This window comes from Acinetobacter sp. UBA991 (assembly GCF_002292065.1).
Taxonomy (GTDB): domain Bacteria; phylum Pseudomonadota; class Gammaproteobacteria; order Pseudomonadales; family Moraxellaceae; genus Acinetobacter; species Acinetobacter higginsii.
On sequence record NZ_DBBF01000027.1, the window covers coordinates 363,865 to 380,908 of the forward strand.

Genomic DNA, 17,044 nt, shown 5'->3' on the forward strand with positions numbered 1-17,044 from the left:
GATTTAGAGGATGGATCAGGACAAAATATTGTGATTAGCGGACATTGAGAAAATAGGTTTGAACTACTTATGGTCATATCAACGTAGTATCCATAGTATTCGTCTCATGGCAGATTTTGCGGCTGAACTGGGCGTGAGTCAGACACAGATTCTCAAGGGAACAGGACTGGAGCAGCAACAGTTGCTTGATCCCAATATGTTGGTGACTGGGCAGCAGGAATTACAGCTGATTCGCAATTTAGTCGAGACATTTAGCCACAGACCTTTGCTTGGCTTAGAGGTGGGTCAGCGTTATCACTTTACCACCTTTGGTTCGCTCGGCTTAGGCTTGATCAGTAGTGCCAATATTCGTGAAGCTTTGAACTTTGCTTTGGCCTATTTTCCTTTATCTTTTGCCTTTAGTCAGTTTGTGGTATCAGAACCACCCGAGACCAATAATATTCGAATTGATATAGAGGTAGATGAGGGAATCCCTCAAACATTACGGCAATTCATTATTGAGCGAGATATTGCCGCACTGATAAGCGTCCAACACGATTTGATTCCAGAGAATCTCTGCCAAAAAGTAGTATTTGGCTTTCAGTCCTGTGGAGAACAACAGCCTTATCATGAATTGTTTGGGGTGGCGCCTGAATTCGGTGGATCAAAAAATTACATTGTGCTCAATGCAGAAAAAATAGATCAAAAGTTGAGTATGGCAAATGAATTGATGTTACATTCAGCTGAGCAACAATGCCGAGAAATACTAGATAAGCGGCAATCTCAAAAAAAATATGCTGATCAAGTGCAACACATCCTTATGAATAGCAAGGGGAAAATTCTAACAATGGAAGAGATTGCGGATCGTTTATATCTAAACTCCCGCACCTTACGTCGTTATTTGGCGCAAGAACAAACCACATTTATTAAAATCAGGGAGGAAGCCCGAAAAATGATGGCAAATTCCTATTTGTCGTCAACACAAACTTCAATTGAGCAAATTTCTGAATGGTTAGGCTATGCCGAACCCGCCAGTTTTATTCATGCTTATAAGCGCTGGTATGGCAAAACGCCCCATGCAAGCCGACTAAAAAATAAAATGTAGAAAATAACGATTTAGTGGCATATAAAAGATAGACAAAAGGGAATAACTGTTCATCTTAATTCTAGAATGGACAGGTATCAGGAAGATAGAAAGGTAGCAGGCGATGCTTTTAGAACACGACTTAAGTCGATCCGAGTTTAGTCTTTTTTCAGAAATATTATGGAAATTAGGTTCAGGAAAAGGACAGGAGCGTTTACGTGAAACCGTGTTGGTAGATATCGCGACTTTATTAAGAGCCGATTTTGCTGCGTCTTATATTTGGGATGCAAAACAGCATCTATCCAAACAGGGCATTATGTGGCAAATCGATCCCAAAGCAATTCTTGAATATGAGCGTATTTGGCAACACGATGACCCGATTACGTCTCTGCTGCGGGAACGGCAACAAGCGACTTTCGTAAATGAGATCATTTCGATATCAGAGCTAAAGAAAACGGATTATTACAATGAGTTTTTACGCCCTTATGGTCTATATCATGGTTTAAATATTTATTTTGTTCGGGATGGGATAGATATTGGCGACTTGCGTATTTGGCGCGCTCAGGATTCGGTGATGTTTAGTGAGCGAGAGAAAAGGATTTTAAATTTACTCGAACCTTATATGACTCAAGCCTTACCCGTAGATTTATCGCCTCAATACTTTTTAACCCCGCGGGAGCAAGAAGTAGTCATGTTGGTGAGTAAGGGGCTGAGTGATAAATATGTTGCCAATTTACTGGATATCAGCTTCACCACGGTGAGAACGCATTTAAAAAGTGCCATGAAAAAAATGGGTTGTCATAATCGTACTGAAATGGCTGCATTGATGCATGCTTAATGGCCTCCTCAATTTTGAGGATATCGAACAAACTGAAAACGGTACAAATTATAAACATTATTACTTAAATGGATTTTAAGTCACAATGTTAAAGATGAAAGAAAAAGTATTTTTGGATCAAGGTATTCATCTTGATAAAGCCACAATCAAGGAAATTACAGCACTAGTTACTGAGCGCAAAGTTTCTTGTGAACAATTGCTAGATCACTATTTCGAAAAGATTGATACGCAGCAGTCCCTGAATGCTTTTATCAGTCTTGATTATGCTGCAGCGCTTCGACAGGCGCAATTTTGGGATCAATCTATTGCAGAAGGCAAACCGTGTCCTGCATTAATCGGGGTATTGCTGGCGGTTAAAGATAATATTCATGTTGCTGGTTTTAGCAATACGGCAGGAACACCTGCTTTAACCGGATTCAGACCCAAAGTAACGGCTCCAGTGATTCAAGCATTGATTGATGAAGGTGCGATTGTTGTGGGTAAAGCCAATATGCATGAGCTGGCATTTGGGGTCACAGGCTACAATACTGCAATGCATATTGAGGGTGTGATTGGCACTCGTAATGCGGTTAATCCCTTACATATTGCAGGTGGTTCTTCTTCAGGAAGTGCTGTTGCTGTCGCTGCAGGCATGGTGCCAATTGCAATCGGGACTGATACAGGTGCATCGGTCAGACTACCCAGTGCCTTAAATGGCTGTGTTGGTTTTCGTCCCACGGTTGGACGCTATGCTCAAGAGAGTATTACGCCAATCTCGCATACACGTGATACCGCAGGCCCAATGGCACATTCAGTATCCGATATCATCTTGATTGATCAATTGATTACTCAACAACAAGTCCCAGCTCGTATATCGACGCAACCCATCAGGCTTGGGCTATGTGCATATTTTTGGGAAAATCTGGATGAAGAGGTTCAGCAACAGGCTGATCAGGCACTACAACTTTTAAAAAATGCGGGGATTGAAATCATCAGTGTAGAAATGCCTGAGTTAGGGCAGCTGAATCATCGTATTTCATTTCCTGTAGTGATCTACGAGGGCAAATATGATCTGATTGAATATTTAAAAAACCATGAAGTTGGAATAGAACTAGACGCTATTGTGGAGCAAATTTCAAGCCCAGATGTACAGCAACTCTTTCAGCAGAATATTTTGCCTGAATTGATTGTGGATGAAACGGGTAAGTCTGTGGCGGTCGAAGCTTTATATCAGGATGCGATCACAACGGCTCGACCACAGTTGCTTTCACTCTATGAAAAAACCTTTAATGAGCACCAACTCAATGCTTTAATTTTTCCAACCTTAGCCATTGTTGCCCCATTGGCAAATGAGCAAGTGAGTTCAATTGAAAATTTCCAAAGGCTGATTCGCAATACTGATCCAGGAAGTAATATTGGTTTACCTGGGCTGAGTTTACCGATTGGCTGTGGCACAAAATCAAAATTACCTGTTGGATTGGAAATAGATGGTTTACCAAATACAGATCATGACATTCTTGCGCTTGGGGAAGTACTCGAACAGATTTTTAACAGTTTAAATCATCGCTAAAATGACTTCAGTTTTATAACAAAGTCCGTTTCATTGAGAATGGGCTTTGTCTGTCACTTGAAATAAGCACCGATATCTTTCTGATTAGATCGATAAGAACAGAGGATACAAATTGAAATGGCAAATCCGTATGTGCAAATCTAGTATTAGGCTTACTTTATAAAAACGGTTTAAGTTTATTTTATGTTTTTAAAGAAAATTTTAGGTATTTGTATTTTAACTAGCATGTTCGCAATCAGTGGTTGTCAAAAAAATGAGCAACATTCCAAAGAAAAAGTTGAAGATGTCAGTCAATCTGGTTTAAAACTCGATGCAGCACAGATGATGACGCATTTACATGTATTTGAACAAATTGCCAAACAGCATGGTGGCAATCGTGCTGTGGGTACGCAAGGCGGTTTGGCAAGTGCAGATTATATTTTAGATCAAGCCAAGAAAGCAGGTTTTAGTACAGAACTTCAGACTTTTGAAAATCGGGAAAAGACCAAAGGCAAGAATATTATTGTGGAGATTCCCGGAGAATCAACACAAAGCATAATTTTGCTGGGAGCACATTATGATTCAGTCAAAATGGGACCTGGCATCAATGATAATGCTTCAGGTGTAGCCTTATTGCTCGATTTGATGACACAATTATCGAGCCAAAAAGTAAAACCGAGACACACCATTCATCTGGCATTTTGGGATTCGGAAGAAGTAGGGATTGCAGGTTCTCAAGCTTATGTGGAGAAACTGACTGCTGAACAGTTAAAAGCCATTAAAGCCTATATCAATGTGGATATGGTCGGCACCAAAGATCCTGAAATCCTGATTGCAGATGGTGATAAATCATCTCTAGATGAAATGGAAAAAATGTTAAAAGAGCGTGGCATGCAGGAACAGGACTATAAACCACTCCTTGATGGTTTACGTAGTATTCCAAGCCATAGCGGTGATTTAGCATTAGAGAATACGCTTAAAGCATTTTTTAAAGCAAAAAATCTGGAAATTAAAGAAGATGTTGCAACTCTAACCGCAAGTGATACAGCACCGTTCTTAGGTAAAGTGCCTGTGGCCTCTGTGATCTTATTTAATGAGCAAATGAAAGGGGATGAACTTGAGTTCGCGCCGTGCTATCACAAAGCATGTGACACGATTGAGCAGGTCGATCCAAAGTCAATGCAATTGGCAGGTGATGCTGTGATTCATTTATTAACATCTTTAGATCAAGACTAATATCCAATTAAGGGATCATCTATATTAGATCAACCGCTGTATTATTAAGCATTGATAAAAATGACAAAATTATCATTTTCAGGTCATGCTGCTGTTGGGCTGCCTGTTCTATCTTATAGAGAGTTAAGAGAGAGAGCAGGTAAATAGAAATGAAAGCATTGGTTAAACTCATCTTCATCCTATCGTTTGCATCAACAGCGAGTTTAAGTTATGCAGATGGTGGTTTAATGTTCTTGGAAAAAAACCAAGAACGTAATGCAACTGTACAAGGCAATGATGGCCAAACGCCATCTAAATAATTCTGAGTTTCACAAGGATCATATAACTTCTCCCAAGTTGTATGGTCCTTAATCATTCCGCTTTAAAAATCATTCTAAAGACAATATTTTCACCTTCGATAAACACATCAATTTTCGCAGCGTGAATTTCGATAATTGACTTGGTAATCGCTAATCCTAAACCTGTACCATCTTCGGCTTTGTGTCGCGATGAGTCCAGACGATAAAAACGGTCAAAGAAACGAGACAGCTGTAAAGGGCTTAAAGTTTGCATTTCAGCAGATACTTTATTTTTAATCTGAATGATCGAATGCTGAGAATCTTGGCTCAGTTTGACTTCTAAAATCGAATCTGGCTCACCATATTTAATTGCATTCGAGATTAAATTATTAAAGGCTCGACGAATCATTGCAGGTTCGGCCTGAATAGATGCCTGACCTGTTTGCTTGAGTTGTATCTGTTTTTCTGATGCAAAAGCTTCAAAATATTCAAACAGCACCCGCATTTCTTGCTTTAAATCGATTTCTTTTTTGTTTTTTAAGGCGAGGTTATGATCCGATTTAGCTAGAAACAACATATCTGAAATCATTTTTGCTAAGTGTTCGTATTCTTCTAAATTTGAAAAGAGTACATCTTGATATTGCTCAATGGTTCTTGGCTTGGTTAAGGAAACTTGGGTTTGCATCATCAAATTATTGATCGGTGTCCTAATTTCATGGGCCAAATCACTTGAGAACGCAGAAAGTTTATCGACTGAAACCTCCAGTCGATTGAGCATGTCATTAAATGCCGTTGCCAAAGGGGTGAGTTCAATGGGTATATTACTGAGATCAAGGCGATTGGACAGATTATTTGCAGAAATGTTTTCTGACAGTTTTGCCATTTTCCGAATCGGGCCAAGACCTTGCCAAGTGGCCAACCAACCTAAAAACATCAGACCAATTACACCGAGTAGACCAATCATGAGCAACTGCTGTTTAAATGAATGCAGGAAGTAATAATTATCGGTGACTTCAATTGCAGCAATGATTTGCATGTTCTGATTGGTTTCGCCATAGCGAAGAACCTTATTCACCATGATGCCTTGATAACTCTGATCCTTATTTTTCCAATTAATCCATTGCCCATTTTGAGTTTGTATTAATTGGCTGAGATCGGTGTGATTATTCTTTTTGTTATAAATGGTCTGACCATTGGCCAGTTTGATCTGAATCACCAAATTATCATGCCCAATCAAGGCCTCATCTAAACCGTCCTTAAAATTGCTAGGTTTCTGTTGGAAAAGATTTTCAATCAGCTGAATTTTTCCTTCAATTTCTTTTTGATTTTGTTGATAAAAATAATTGACCACATGCTGATTGACGAATATTCCCATAACGATCAAGATCAGAATCGTGAATAGAGTGGAAATAAAACTGATTCGAAAGCCGATTGAACGAAATAATTTAGTTCTCATCTTCGATCTCTAGGACATAGCCCATGCCACGGATGTTTCTAATTAGTTTGGGGCTAAAGTCGGTATCAATTTTATTTCTGAGCCTGCGAATCGCGACCTCGACCACGTTAGTATCACTATCAAAATTAATATCCCAAACCAAAGCAGCGATCAGTGATTTTGGTAAAACTTCACCTTGTCTACGCATAAACAGTTCAAGTAAGGAAAATTCTTTGGCGGTCAGATCAATGCGTTGCCCAGAACGCACCACACGGCGTTTAATTAAGTCGAGATGTAGGTCTGCAACGGCATAGAAGGTTTGCTCTTCTTTAATTTGCCCACGTTTTAATAGGGTTTTAATACGTGCAAGTAGTTCGGCGAAGGCAAAGGGTTTAATCAGGAAGTCATCTGCACCGAGTTCCAAGCCTTTGACACGATCCTCAATCTGATCTTTTGCAGTAAGAAACAGCACTGGGAGGAAGGTGTTTACTTTGCGAATTTCAGTGAGGATTTTCCAGCCATCCAGCTTCGGCAGCATGACATCTAAAATAATCAGGTCATATTGTTCTGTCACAGCATGATGCAGACCAGAAATGCCATCTTGGCTCCAATCTGTCACATAGCCTGCTTCAGTTAAGCCTTTTTGGAGATAATCACCTGTTTTTTGTTCATCTTCAACAAGAAGTATTCGCATGCTTTCATCGAGCCCAAAGTTTTATCGTGTCATTTTAGCGTCAAAGATAATCAGATATTTATAAATGACAAAATTGTAATATTGCAGTCAGCTTCCTGACTTTATTCACCTTGAAACCATTTTGACAAAGCTACTTCGAAAATTTTCGCTTTATCCAATAATCTAAACTGAAATAGCGACCACCACCCAATACGATTAAAGCCAATAACATGATCAGATAAGTAACCGCAAACTCAATTCCATTATTTAAAATCACAAATGAGCCACTGGATGTTAGCCAGTCATAATTACCATAATTTTCTAGAATTCCCCGAGCTGCTTCCAGTTTTTCAGCAGAGGCGAGTACTTGTGCATTGGCAAAGGGTGCATTGGGATCGGCTATCGCTTGCCAGCCATTTGGCAGGTGTACAGTGAAAATGGCGACGAGCATGGTAATGATCAATGGAATACTAATCCACCGTGTCAAAAGACCAAGCGTTAAAAGCACAGCCCCAGCAAGTTCTGTTGATGTTGCTAACGTTGCCATGAGGTAAGGAAAGGGTAAACCCAAGCCCCAATCGCTATTGCCGAACCATTCCACCGTATCTGGAAAATGCATCAGTTTATTTGTGCCCGCCATCCAAAAGATTGGAACGAGATAACAACGTAAGGCAAGTGCCGCAATGCCATCCGCATGTTTGAGTGCTGAGCAGATGTTTTGATAGTACTGAGTCAGCGCATACAAAAAGTTCTTCATGATAATTTCACACCGAATAGGATTGAATGATCATTAGTCGGGTGAGGATTCAATTTCTTACATAAATTTTTTTTATTTGCACTGTAATAAATCGAGATTTACGCCGTCTAACTTTATGTACCTTTGTACAAACCGAGCATTTACCTTAAAAGGAATAGAAAAATGAGCAAACTTAATTCGATGACTTCAGTTGCAGCGTTATTAGCACTCTCTGTTGCGGGCGTAACCCAAGTGACTGTTGCAGCAACGACAACGACGACAGAGGCCCATGCCAGCAAAGCTGCTGATGGAAAATGTGGTGAAGCGAAATGTGGCGCCAATAAAGCCAAACAACAGCAAAAATCTGCTGAAGCCAAATGCGGTGCAGCAAAAAAAGCAGCAGACGCGAAGTGTGGCGCAGCCAAGAAAGCTGCTGATGCAAAATGTGGTGCAGATAAAAAAGTGGCTGACGGCAAGTGCGGGGCCAAATAATCCCTTCAATCATGGATGATGTCGGTCTAAAGCTTAGGTCGGCATCATTCTAATCATAGGAGTTTCACCATGGCTGAATTGGCTGGTGTAGGTCTGGGTTTAAGACGTGAGTTTATTGATGCGTTTTTAAATGCAGATACTCATCCAGATTTTATTGAAGTTGCTCCTGAAAACTGGATGGGCTTTGGTGGTCGGCACGCCAAGCTGCTTGGACAATGTGTTGAGAAAGCACCTTTAATTTGTCATGGATTATCTTTATCCATTGGTGGACCTCATCCACTCAATATTGAATTTATCCAGCAGGTTAAAAATTTTCTACAAAGCTATCAGGTGCCGATTTACTCAGAACATTTAAGTTATACCCATGATGGAGGCTATTTATATGATTTATTACCAATCCCGATGACAGAAGCTGCTGCGAATTATGTGGCTGAGCGTATTTTGCGGGTACAGGATATTTTAGGGCAGAGATTGGTGATTGAAAATGTGTCTACCTATTTAATGCCCAATGCAGAAATGCGTGAAGCAGAATTTGTACGTGAAGTGCTGCTCAAAGCAGACTGTGAATTGCTGCTTGATGTAAATAATGTCTATGTAAATAGTATTAATCATGGCAGTGATGCATATGGTTTTATTGATGCGATGCCCAAAGATCGGATTCGTTACTTACATGTTGCTGGCCATGAACAAGTTGAAAAGAATCTATTGATCGATACACATGGCGCAGCAATCAGTGATCCTGTTTGGCAACTCCTTCAATATACCTATCAAGTTTGTGGGGTTAAGCCGACGTTACTGGAACGTGACTTTAATATTCCATCTTGGCAACAGTTACAGAATGAATTGACCCGTATTAAAAAAATGCAACAGGAGGGTCGTGATGAAAGCAAGACAAATATCCTTTCATACCACGCAGCGACAGTTCTGTGACTGGATTCGTGATCCTGAATTAGAGCTACCACAAAACTTTGCAGCGCACCGTATGCAGGTCTATCGTGATTTGTTATTTAATAATGTCTGTTCATTTATCAACTTGGTCTTTCCTGTAGCGCGTAGCATCTTACCTGAACAGCAGTGGCAGCAATTATTGGCAGAATTTTTTCAAAAATCACAGTGTCAGTCGCCGTTATATAACGATATCTCGCTGCAATTTCGGGAATATCTCACGGAACAACAACATCCGATATTACAACAATATCCTTGGTTGGCAGAGCTATTGCAGTATGAATGGTTAGAACTTTATTTGGACACAGTCGAAATAGAAAGTCCTACTCTGACAAAAGATAAAAATTGGCAATTGATTACCCAAGTTTGGATACTGGCCTATCAATATCCCGTTTATAACTGGACAACGACAACTACGCTTGAACAGGTAGAACCTGCGCCAAGTGCTATTATGGTATGGCGAGATGATCTAGATCAGGTCTGTGTTGAACCTTTGTCACCTTTATTCGCCATGTTGCTTGAACAACTGAACCAAGCGAAGTTAACTGAATTCGGTATTTATCAACTGATCAAGACTGTGCTTCCTGAGTTTCATGAACAGGAAATTCAACAACAAATCTATGCGTTAAAAGCCTTATTAATTCGGTTAAGATTAATTCATATTCCTTATAATAATGAAGAGATACAGGGATGAGTTCAGCTTCAGCAAAAAAACATGATGATCTATTCAATCAATTGCACAATCCTGCTTTTTTGCAAGATTTAAGGCAACAGATGCTGAAATTCGCAATTTTACAACTGTCTTCAATACAGCAAGCTGAAGATGTTGTTCAGGAAGCACTGACTAGCGCGTTTCAACATCTAGACTCATTTAGCGGACGGGCGGCATTTAAAACCTGGGTGTTTGCAATTTTAAAAAATAAGATTATTGATTTGATTCGGCAGAAATCTCGTTTAGTCAGCATGAGCGAGTTGTTTAAGGATGAAGAAAGTGAGCTGAGCATAGATGAGCTCTTTGATGCTTCTGGACATTGGCATAAATACGAAGCACCACAAGCATGGCAAAGCCCTGAAGAAATGATGGAGCAGCAAGATTTCTGGATTATTTTTGATGCTTGTCTTAATCATTTACCTGCCAAATATGCACAGGTATTTATGCTACGTGAGGTGATCGAGCTGAGTTCCAATGAAATTTGTGAGAAGCTGGAACTGACAGTTTCACATTTTAATGTACTAATGTATCGCAGCCGCACACGACTACGTGAATGCTTAGAAAATAAATGGTTATTGCAGGAGGATTGCTCATGTTGACATGCCGCCAAGCCACCCAGTTATTATCCGAGAAACAGGATAGAGCATTGCTGTTACGAGAGCAGAGTAATCTGCAATTGCACTTATTTGCTTGTCGTTCTTGCCGTCGTTATGGCAAACACATGAAAACTTTAAGTGTGTTATCAAAACAATTTAAAAATGTTGATCATTAAGCTTTTAAACTACTCAGTTTAGGCTATATTAATGTGCTCTAGCGGATATAAGAGATTAATTTCTAAAATAATATTTTTTAAGTTTTTTGCACAAAGATAAAGAATAAGCGATAGGCCTGAATGCTATGGGCTTCACATAAATTTCATATCGAATTGACTAAGATTATAAGCATAAGAAGAGATGGGTTAGGAACAATCAATGTTAAAGTTTTTTCTGGGATGGATAGACAGTTGGTCGATTACGGATACTTCAGGATTAGCAGAATTCGAAGCATCTAAAACCAGCAAAGATACTCAGATCCAATGGTTGCGAATTATTCCGTTTATTTTATTGCATATCGCTTGCTTAGCTGTGTTTTGGGTGGGTGTTTCATGGTTCGCTGTCTGGTTTATGGTTCTCTTCTATATGATTAGAATGTTTGCAATTACAGCATTCTTCCATCGGTATTTATCACATAAAACATTTCAAACATCACGCTCAGTACAGTTTATTTTTCTTCTGATTGGGACCATGAGCGCACAACGTGGTCCACTCTGGTGGACGGCACATCATCGTTATCACCATCGTTTCACCGACACTGAACATGACCCACATTCATCGACACATGGGTTTTGGTATAGCCATGTTGGATGGTTCTTGAATCAGCAGAACTTTTCCACTCGCAAAGAAATTATTAAAGATTGGCTAAAATTCCCTGAGATTGTTTGGTTAGACCGTTTTAGTTTTGTCATTGTTTTAATAACCGCTTTTGCGATTTATTTGCTAGGCGATTGGCTAGCCTTTGCTTATCCCAATTTGGGTACTTCAGGACCACAGTTGCTGGTTTGGGGATTTGTGGTTTCAACGCTGTTATTGATTCATGCGACTTTATGTATTAATTCGCTCGCTCATCTTTACGGGCGCAGAGATTTCGATACCAAAGACAACAGTCGTAATAATCTGTTTTTATCGATCATCACTCTAGGTGAAGGTTGGCATAACAATCATCATTATTATGCTGGCAGTACACGGCAAGGTTTTTTCTGGTGGCAAATTGATGTCACTTATTATGTCCTAAAAGCGATGTCTTTTTGTGGACTCATATGGGCAATCAAGCCTGTGCCTCAACGGATATATGATGCGCATAAAATCCATCTAGACAGTTTGAAAACTAAGATAGAAAAGAACAGTGACGGGGGTGTTTTATGAAAATTGCAATCGTCGGCTCTGGGATATCTGGATTATATGCGGCTTGGAAGTTATCAAAACAGCATCAAGTTACCATCTTTGAAAAAGAAAACTATTTTGGTGGACATACCGATACACATGAGTTTCGGATTGATCAAAAAAAAGTTGCCATAGACAGTGGTTTTATTGTTTTTAACGCACATAACTATCCATTATTTAGTGCGATGCTTGCCGAGCTTGGAGTCAAAGCACAGAACAGCGACATGAGTTTTTCAGTCAATAATCAGGTGACGGGGCTACAATATAATCCTTCAAAAAAATGGTCGTTATTAACGAGACCACAAAATTTTCTAAATAAAAACTTTCGCTTAATGTTATCGGATTTAGTTCGCTTTTATCGAGAAAATAAAGAGATTGCTGTTGATGAACTTGATACAAATTTAAGCATTGAAGAATATCTCAATAAACATGGTTATTCACAAGTCTTTAGAGATGAGCACTTATATCCAATGTGCGGAGCACTCTGGTCAAGCCCTGTGGAGCAGATTGGCAAGATTCCGTATAAGTTTGTCGTTAGTTTTTTTCAGCATCACCGGATGTTGCAATTAAAAGATCGCCCACAATGGCAAACGGTCAAAGGCGGATCAGCATCTTATATCTACGCGATTCAGCGTGAATGCCCAACGCTCATTTGGAAGAAAACTGAAGTACAACATGTAATAAGAAGTGAAAATCATATTTCAATTATAACTGCGCATGGGCAGGAGCAATTTGATTGGGTGATTTTTGCCAGTCATGCCGATGATACTTTAAAGTTGCTTAAAGAGCCTTCCGAGAAAGAGCATGACATATTAGGGTGCTTTGCTTATCAAGATAACGTGATGGTCGTCCATGCTGATAGATCAATCATGCCAAAATCCCAATCGCAGTGGGCCAGTTGGCACGTACATGTTACAGCTCAAAAAGAAGCTTCGGCGGATAGCGTTCATTACGGGTTTAGCTACTGGATGAACAGTTTGCAGAATCTGGACTGTAAGACGCAGGTTTTTTCTACGCTCAATCCAAATATGCCAATCGCCAAAGATCATATTTATGTTGAACGACATTATCGGCATCCTGTGTTCAATCAAACTGCGATTGCAGCACAATCTCGCTGGCATGAGATAAACGGCTACAAGCGTAGTTCATTTTGCGGTGCTTACTGGGGATGGGGATTTCATGAAGATGGTGCGAGAAGCGCTGACCGCGTCGTGAACCATCTGATGTCAATTGCTGATGAAGATATGGGGGGAGTCGATGTTAGAAGCTCAACTTGCAATTGCGAAAGCTAAAATCAGGCATCGCCGTTTTAGCCCCAAACCTCATCAGTTTGAGGCGACATTGAGCTATTTATATTTTGATCCAGATCGAATAGCGGAAAATCTCAAACAATCAAGGTTATGCTCTACAAACCATTGGAATATTCTCAATATATCTGATCAGGATTTCCTTAAAGGCTATAGCGGTAATTTGCGAGAAAAAATAACAAAAATTTTATTGCAGCAAGCAGATACGATTTTGACCACGCAATCAGAAATCCGTGTCTTGGCCTTACCACGAAGCTTGGGTTTTAGTTTTAATTCGGTTGTGTTCTATTTCATTTTAAATCGTCAAAAACAGCCTGTCTTCATACTGAGCGAGATAACCAATACACCTTGGAATGAGCACAAGGTTTATGTACATGATTGCCAGCAGAAGTTGAAAAATCATAGTCCTTATGACAGTTATGAGTTTGATTTCGAGAAAAGTTTTCATGTCTCGCCATTTATGCCAATGGATATTCAATACAAATGGAAATTTAACTTCTCTAATAGTCAAAATGTGATTCATATGCAGCTTTATCAAAACCAGCAATTCATTTTTGATGCAACGATGCGGTTTGGATTAGCGCACATCACACTTCCTTCACAGCTTAGTCGTTATGCTATTCAACATATATTTGAACCTTTCAAAATGTTAGCTTCAATTTATGTACAAGCATTTCAACTCTGGCTTAAAAAAGTTCCATTTTATCGACATCCCAAAAAGAATAAGGATTTAGAACGAGATGATAAAAACGCTAATTTTTGGTGAACAAGACACACTTCCATTGGTTTTACGCGGCTTGCTGAAACTTCGACATGGACAAATTCACTTTCGTGGTGAATGGAATGGAACTGTCGGTGAAGTTTCTGATCTGGAAGTAACTGTAGATATTCATCACAAAGATCTAATCGATCTCATTTTTAAAAATGGTGTGCTTGGTGCCGCGGAGGGCTATATTCGTGGCCATTGGAGTAGTGAAAATCTGGTCGAACTCATTCAGATATTGGCAAGAAATCGCGACGTTTTGGATAAGATCAATCAAAACCTTATATCACAAGCCAGCCAATTGTTATTAAAAGCATGGTATAGATCCCGCAAAAATTCGTTGGCAGGCAGCCGTAAAAATATTGCGGAGCACTATGATTTAAGTAATGATTTTTTTAAATTATTTCTTGATTCTTCCATGATGTACTCTAGTGCAGTGTACAAGCACAAGGAGATGACGCTAGAGCAAGCTTCTGATTATAAAAAAGAGTTGATCTGTCAGAAGTTACAACTTAAACCCATGGATCATCTGGTTGAAATCGGTAGTGGCTGGGGAGGTTTTGCTATCTATGCCGCTCAGCATTACGGCTGTAAAGTAACCACGATTACCATCTCACAAGCGCAATATGATGAAGCAATCCAAAGAGTTGCCGATGCTGGTCTAAGCCATCGAGTTAATGTCCAACTTAAGGATTATCGGCTACTAGAGGGGAAATTTGATAAGTTAGTTTCGATCGAAATGATTGAAGCTGTTGGTGAGCAATATTTATCTAATTACTTTAATCAATGTAGGTCTTTATTAAAACCAAATGGCCTAGGTCTGATTCAAGCCATTACGATTGAAGATGCACGATATAAAAAAGCACTGCATAGCGTAGATTATATTAAGCGCTATATTTTTCCCGGGAGTTTTATCCCATCTATCAGTGTGTTAACACAAGCGGCTTCAGAGCAGAAGTTACGCTTGAAACATCTGGAGGATATTGGCCAAAGTTATGCTGAAACCATTCATCAATGGCGGGAACGTTTTTTAAATGCCGAAGCACAAGTTCTTGCTTTAGGTTTTGATGAAAACTTTATTCGAATGTGGGACTTTTATTTGTGTTATTGCGAGGGCGGCTTTAAAGAAGGGGTCATTAGCGATGCACAGCTTTTATTTGAAGCAAGCCCTTATTAATTATCCACTGATTTAACGTATCAAGGAGACAGTGATGTTGTGGCAATTGTTTTTACTTGATGCTGTGTTAATGACAGGTTGTTGGTTATGGGCAACATACAATCACCGTGCTGGCATTGTTGATGTTGTTTGGAGTTTTTGCATTGCGCTGAATATTCTGCTGACTGCATGGTTAGTGGATGATGCTTTGATTCATGTCAGGTTGTTTATTGGCATATTCAGTTCAATCTGGTTTATGCGTTTAAGTTGGCATTTATGGCGTCGGTATCAAGCGGAATCAGTGGAAGATCGCCGATATGCCAATATGCGTCGTGCGATGGGGAAATATCAACATATTGGTTTTTATTCCTTTTTTATGTTTCAAGCAGGTTTGGCAATCTTATTTACCATCCCGATGTGGACTTTGCTTCATGTGCCGAGTTCTGTCTGGAGTCCACAAACCCATGTTTTTTTGATCATTGCGGGAATTGTTATGCTGATTGCATTTCTAGGTGAAGTGGTCGCAGATCAGCAATTGTTTCATTTCAAGCAACAAAAACAAAATGATGGCAAAACCATGGATCAAGGTCTGTGGCGTTATTCGCGGCATCCCAATTATTTTTTTGAATGGATACACTGGTTTGCATATCCAATAATAGGACTTGCAGCAGGGTTATACAGTCTATGGATATATCCAGTCTTGATGTGGCTATTTTTGTATTACATCACCGGTATTCCATTTAGTGAACAACAAGCATTAAAAAATCGAGGTCAAAATTATCTCGATTACCAAAAACGAACTTCAATGTTTATTCCGTGGAAACCAAAAGAGTAGGTACGCACATGGACTTTATTATTAATCAATCATTAAAACTTGTTGAAAGTGGCTTAGTACCCGATCAGGCGATTCGTGCAGCAATTCGTGCACTCAGCAAGAAGCGTTTGATTCAAGAAGGTCGCTATGACCCCGAACAAGGTGCTCAACGTTATATGGATGTGCTGAATATGTTGAAGCATAGCCAGATCGCAATTGAAACCGATAAAGCCAATGAGCAACACTATGAATTGCCCACGGCTTTTTTTGAGGCGGTTTTAGGAAAACGACTTAAATATAGTGCCTGTTTCTTTCCACATGATCGAACTGGATTAGATGAAGCTGAAGAGTTTGCATTGCAGATTTATAGCGATCGTGCCCAGTTAAACGATGGGCAATATATCTTGGAATTAGGGTGTGGTTGGGGTTCGTTTACGCTGTGGATGGCAGAGCGTTATCCAAATGCAAAAATTACGGCTGTTTCCAATTCAGCGACGCAACGTCAGCATATTTTGTCCAAAGCTGAGAAATATGGCTTGATGAATATTGATGTTATTACCTGTGATGTCAATGTACTTGAATTGCAGCAAAACGCATTTGATCGTGTTGTTTCGGTTGAGATGTTTGAACATGTAAGAAATTACCAAAAGCTTTTTGAAAAAATTCAATCGTGGCTCAAAGCGGATGGACTGTTATGGTGTCATATTTTCTGTCATCGTTTCTTACACTATCCTTTCGAAATCAAAAGTGAATATGACTGGATGTCGCGATACTTTTTTACAGGTGGATTGATGCCTGCAAGTTCGACATTTTTACACTTTCAACAGCATCTGGAATTGTCGCAACATTGGCAATGGTCTGGAACTCATTATGAAAAAACAGCAAATGCATGGCTGGAAAACATGGATCATAATGCTGAACAATTAAAACCACTTTTTGAAAAGGTGTACGGGCAAGATGCGGCGGCATGGTGGCAACGTTGGCGTATCTTTTTTATGGCTTGTGCTGAATTGTTTGGATTTGAGCAGGGGCAAGAATGGATCGTTGGTCACTTCCTGTTCAAAAAGAAAGCCGTATAATTAAAACAAG

The 17,044-nt window shown here is 39.7% G+C and carries 19 protein-coding genes; 16 read left to right on the top strand and 3 right to left on the bottom strand.

All coding sequences use genetic code 11. The features are described 5' to 3' along the window. Nucleotides 1–58: 58 nt before the first annotated feature. The 5 genes from B2727_RS12565 (at nucleotide 59) to B2727_RS12585 (ending at nucleotide 4,964) form a co-directional block, all read left to right on the top strand. On the top strand, nucleotides 59–1,084 hold the full coding sequence (locus tag B2727_RS12565; protein ID WP_033132843.1) for an AraC family transcriptional regulator: 1,026 nt from the start codon (nucleotides 59–61) through the stop codon (nucleotides 1,082–1,084). Between the two features lie 103 nt (nucleotides 1,085–1,187). Then, nucleotides 1,188–1,901: a response regulator transcription factor gene (locus tag B2727_RS12570; protein WP_033132842.1), complete on the top strand. Its 714-nt coding sequence runs from the start codon at nucleotides 1,188–1,190 to the stop codon at nucleotides 1,899–1,901. An 85-nt stretch (nucleotides 1,902–1,986) separates the two neighbouring features. Further along, complete coding sequence (gene iaaH, locus B2727_RS12575; RefSeq protein ID WP_033132841.1) at nucleotides 1,987–3,450, top strand: indoleacetamide hydrolase; 1,464 nt, start codon at nucleotides 1,987–1,989, stop codon at nucleotides 3,448–3,450. A 183-nt stretch (nucleotides 3,451–3,633) separates the two neighbouring features. Then, complete coding sequence (locus B2727_RS12580; protein ID WP_033132840.1) at nucleotides 3,634–4,665, top strand: M20/M25/M40 family metallo-hydrolase; 1,032 nt, start codon at nucleotides 3,634–3,636, stop codon at nucleotides 4,663–4,665. Nucleotides 4,666–4,814: 149 nt separating this feature from the next. Further along, nucleotides 4,815–4,964, top strand: a complete 150-nt coding sequence (locus B2727_RS12585; RefSeq protein ID WP_004806924.1) for a hypothetical protein — start codon at nucleotides 4,815–4,817, stop codon at nucleotides 4,962–4,964. 52 nt (nucleotides 4,965–5,016) lie between these two features. Here the strand turns inward: B2727_RS12585 and B2727_RS12590 are convergent, their stop codons facing one another. From B2727_RS12590 to B2727_RS12600, 3 genes are all read right to left on the bottom strand, one after another. Continuing rightward, entirely contained in the window at nucleotides 5,017–6,399 is a 1,383-nt protein-coding gene (locus tag B2727_RS12590) for a heavy metal sensor histidine kinase (RefSeq protein WP_033132839.1), read from the bottom strand. Next, nucleotides 6,389–7,072 (bottom strand): heavy metal response regulator transcription factor, encoded by a 684-nt coding sequence (locus B2727_RS12595; protein ID WP_005203769.1) that lies wholly within the window; start codon nucleotides 7,070–7,072, stop codon nucleotides 6,389–6,391. Before B2727_RS12595 ends, B2727_RS12590 begins: the two co-directional genes overlap by 11 nt. Before the next feature lie 130 nt (nucleotides 7,073–7,202). Next, nucleotides 7,203–7,808, bottom strand: coding sequence for a DoxX family protein (locus tag B2727_RS12600; protein WP_033132838.1), 606 nt, complete (start codon nucleotides 7,806–7,808; stop codon nucleotides 7,203–7,205). A gap of 162 nt (nucleotides 7,809–7,970) precedes the next feature. Between B2727_RS12600 and B2727_RS12605 the strand changes: the two genes are divergently transcribed. The 11 genes from B2727_RS12605 to B2727_RS12655 all read left to right on the top strand — a co-directional run bounded on the left by B2727_RS12605 (nucleotide 7,971) and on the right by B2727_RS12655 (nucleotide 17,034). Continuing rightward, nucleotides 7,971–8,279, top strand: a complete 309-nt coding sequence (locus tag B2727_RS12605; RefSeq protein WP_005188347.1) for a hypothetical protein — start codon at nucleotides 7,971–7,973, stop codon at nucleotides 8,277–8,279. Nucleotides 8,280–8,348: 69 nt separating this feature from the next. Beyond that, entirely contained in the window at nucleotides 8,349–9,209 is an 861-nt protein-coding gene (locus B2727_RS12610; RefSeq protein ID WP_033132837.1) for a DUF692 domain-containing protein, read from the top strand. Further along, entirely contained in the window at nucleotides 9,160–9,918 is a 759-nt protein-coding gene (locus B2727_RS12615; protein ID WP_033132836.1) for a DNA-binding domain-containing protein, read from the top strand. The genes B2727_RS12610 and B2727_RS12615 overlap by 50 nt, the downstream gene beginning before the upstream one ends. Then, entirely contained in the window at nucleotides 9,915–10,535 is a 621-nt protein-coding gene (locus tag B2727_RS12620) for an RNA polymerase factor sigma-70 (RefSeq protein ID WP_005203764.1), read from the top strand. Before B2727_RS12615 ends, B2727_RS12620 begins: the two co-directional genes overlap by 4 nt. Further along, a complete protein-coding gene (locus B2727_RS12625) occupies nucleotides 10,529–10,708 on the top strand; it encodes a zf-HC2 domain-containing protein (protein ID WP_004653549.1) in 180 nt (59 codons plus the stop codon). The genes B2727_RS12620 and B2727_RS12625 overlap by 7 nt, the downstream gene beginning before the upstream one ends. Before the next feature lie 199 nt (nucleotides 10,709–10,907). After that, the gene (locus tag B2727_RS12630; protein WP_033132835.1) at nucleotides 10,908–11,897 is read left to right on the top strand and encodes an acyl-CoA desaturase; all 990 of its coding nucleotides are present in this window, start codon (nucleotides 10,908–10,910) and stop codon (nucleotides 11,895–11,897) included. After that, nucleotides 11,894–13,207: an NAD(P)/FAD-dependent oxidoreductase gene (locus tag B2727_RS12635; protein ID WP_033132834.1), complete on the top strand. Its 1,314-nt coding sequence runs from the start codon at nucleotides 11,894–11,896 to the stop codon at nucleotides 13,205–13,207. Before B2727_RS12630 ends, B2727_RS12635 begins: the two co-directional genes overlap by 4 nt. Next, nucleotides 13,173–13,988 (top strand): DUF1365 domain-containing protein, encoded by an 816-nt coding sequence (locus B2727_RS12640; protein ID WP_005313763.1) that lies wholly within the window; start codon nucleotides 13,173–13,175, stop codon nucleotides 13,986–13,988. Before B2727_RS12635 ends, B2727_RS12640 begins: the two co-directional genes overlap by 35 nt. After that, nucleotides 13,963–15,162, top strand: coding sequence for an SAM-dependent methyltransferase (locus B2727_RS12645; RefSeq protein ID WP_033132833.1), 1,200 nt, complete (start codon nucleotides 13,963–13,965; stop codon nucleotides 15,160–15,162). Before B2727_RS12640 ends, B2727_RS12645 begins: the two co-directional genes overlap by 26 nt. A gap of 34 nt (nucleotides 15,163–15,196) precedes the next feature. After that, nucleotides 15,197–15,976 carry a DUF1295 domain-containing protein gene (locus B2727_RS12650; RefSeq protein ID WP_033132832.1) on the top strand — a complete coding sequence of 260 codons (780 nt, stop codon included), beginning with the start codon at nucleotides 15,197–15,199 and terminating at the stop codon, nucleotides 15,974–15,976. Between the two features lie 8 nt (nucleotides 15,977–15,984). Beyond that, entirely contained in the window at nucleotides 15,985–17,034 is a 1,050-nt protein-coding gene (locus B2727_RS12655) for an SAM-dependent methyltransferase (protein ID WP_033132831.1), read from the top strand. The last annotated feature ends 10 nt before the right edge of the window (nucleotides 17,035–17,044 follow it).

What these genes read in the sequence shown, in the direction of transcription:
- B2727_RS12655 (WP_033132831.1), top strand. Translation starts at nt 15,985, where the DNA reads ATGGACTTTATTATTAATCAATCATTAAAACTTGTTGAAAGTGGCTTA.
- B2727_RS12625 (WP_004653549.1), top strand. Translation starts at nt 10,529, where the DNA reads ATGTTGACATGCCGCCAAGCCACCCAGTTATTATCCGAGAAACAGGAT.
- iaaH (WP_033132841.1), top strand. Translation starts at nt 1,987, where the DNA reads ATGTTAAAGATGAAAGAAAAAGTATTTTTGGATCAAGGTATTCATCTT.
- B2727_RS12590 (WP_033132839.1), bottom strand. Translation starts at nt 6,399, where the DNA reads ATGAGAACTAAATTATTTCGTTCAATCGGCTTTCGAATCAGTTTTATT.
- B2727_RS12650 (WP_033132832.1), top strand. Translation starts at nt 15,197, where the DNA reads ATGTTGTGGCAATTGTTTTTACTTGATGCTGTGTTAATGACAGGTTGT.
- B2727_RS12580 (WP_033132840.1), top strand. Translation starts at nt 3,634, where the DNA reads ATGTTTTTAAAGAAAATTTTAGGTATTTGTATTTTAACTAGCATGTTC.
- B2727_RS12635 (WP_033132834.1), top strand. Translation starts at nt 11,894, where the DNA reads ATGAAAATTGCAATCGTCGGCTCTGGGATATCTGGATTATATGCGGCT.
- B2727_RS12630 (WP_033132835.1), top strand. Translation starts at nt 10,908, where the DNA reads ATGTTAAAGTTTTTTCTGGGATGGATAGACAGTTGGTCGATTACGGAT.
- B2727_RS12615 (WP_033132836.1), top strand. Translation starts at nt 9,160, where the DNA reads ATGAAAGCAAGACAAATATCCTTTCATACCACGCAGCGACAGTTCTGT.
- B2727_RS12620 (WP_005203764.1), top strand. Translation starts at nt 9,915, where the DNA reads ATGAGTTCAGCTTCAGCAAAAAAACATGATGATCTATTCAATCAATTG.
- B2727_RS12585 (WP_004806924.1), top strand. Translation starts at nt 4,815, where the DNA reads ATGAAAGCATTGGTTAAACTCATCTTCATCCTATCGTTTGCATCAACA.
- B2727_RS12610 (WP_033132837.1), top strand. Translation starts at nt 8,349, where the DNA reads ATGGCTGAATTGGCTGGTGTAGGTCTGGGTTTAAGACGTGAGTTTATT.
- B2727_RS12645 (WP_033132833.1), top strand. Translation starts at nt 13,963, where the DNA reads ATGATAAAAACGCTAATTTTTGGTGAACAAGACACACTTCCATTGGTT.
- B2727_RS12605 (WP_005188347.1), top strand. Translation starts at nt 7,971, where the DNA reads ATGAGCAAACTTAATTCGATGACTTCAGTTGCAGCGTTATTAGCACTC.
- B2727_RS12600 (WP_033132838.1), bottom strand. Translation starts at nt 7,808, where the DNA reads ATGAAGAACTTTTTGTATGCGCTGACTCAGTACTATCAAAACATCTGC.
- B2727_RS12640 (WP_005313763.1), top strand. Translation starts at nt 13,173, where the DNA reads ATGTTAGAAGCTCAACTTGCAATTGCGAAAGCTAAAATCAGGCATCGC.
- B2727_RS12570 (WP_033132842.1), top strand. Translation starts at nt 1,188, where the DNA reads ATGCTTTTAGAACACGACTTAAGTCGATCCGAGTTTAGTCTTTTTTCA.
- B2727_RS12595 (WP_005203769.1), bottom strand. Translation starts at nt 7,072, where the DNA reads ATGCGAATACTTCTTGTTGAAGATGAACAAAAAACAGGTGATTATCTC.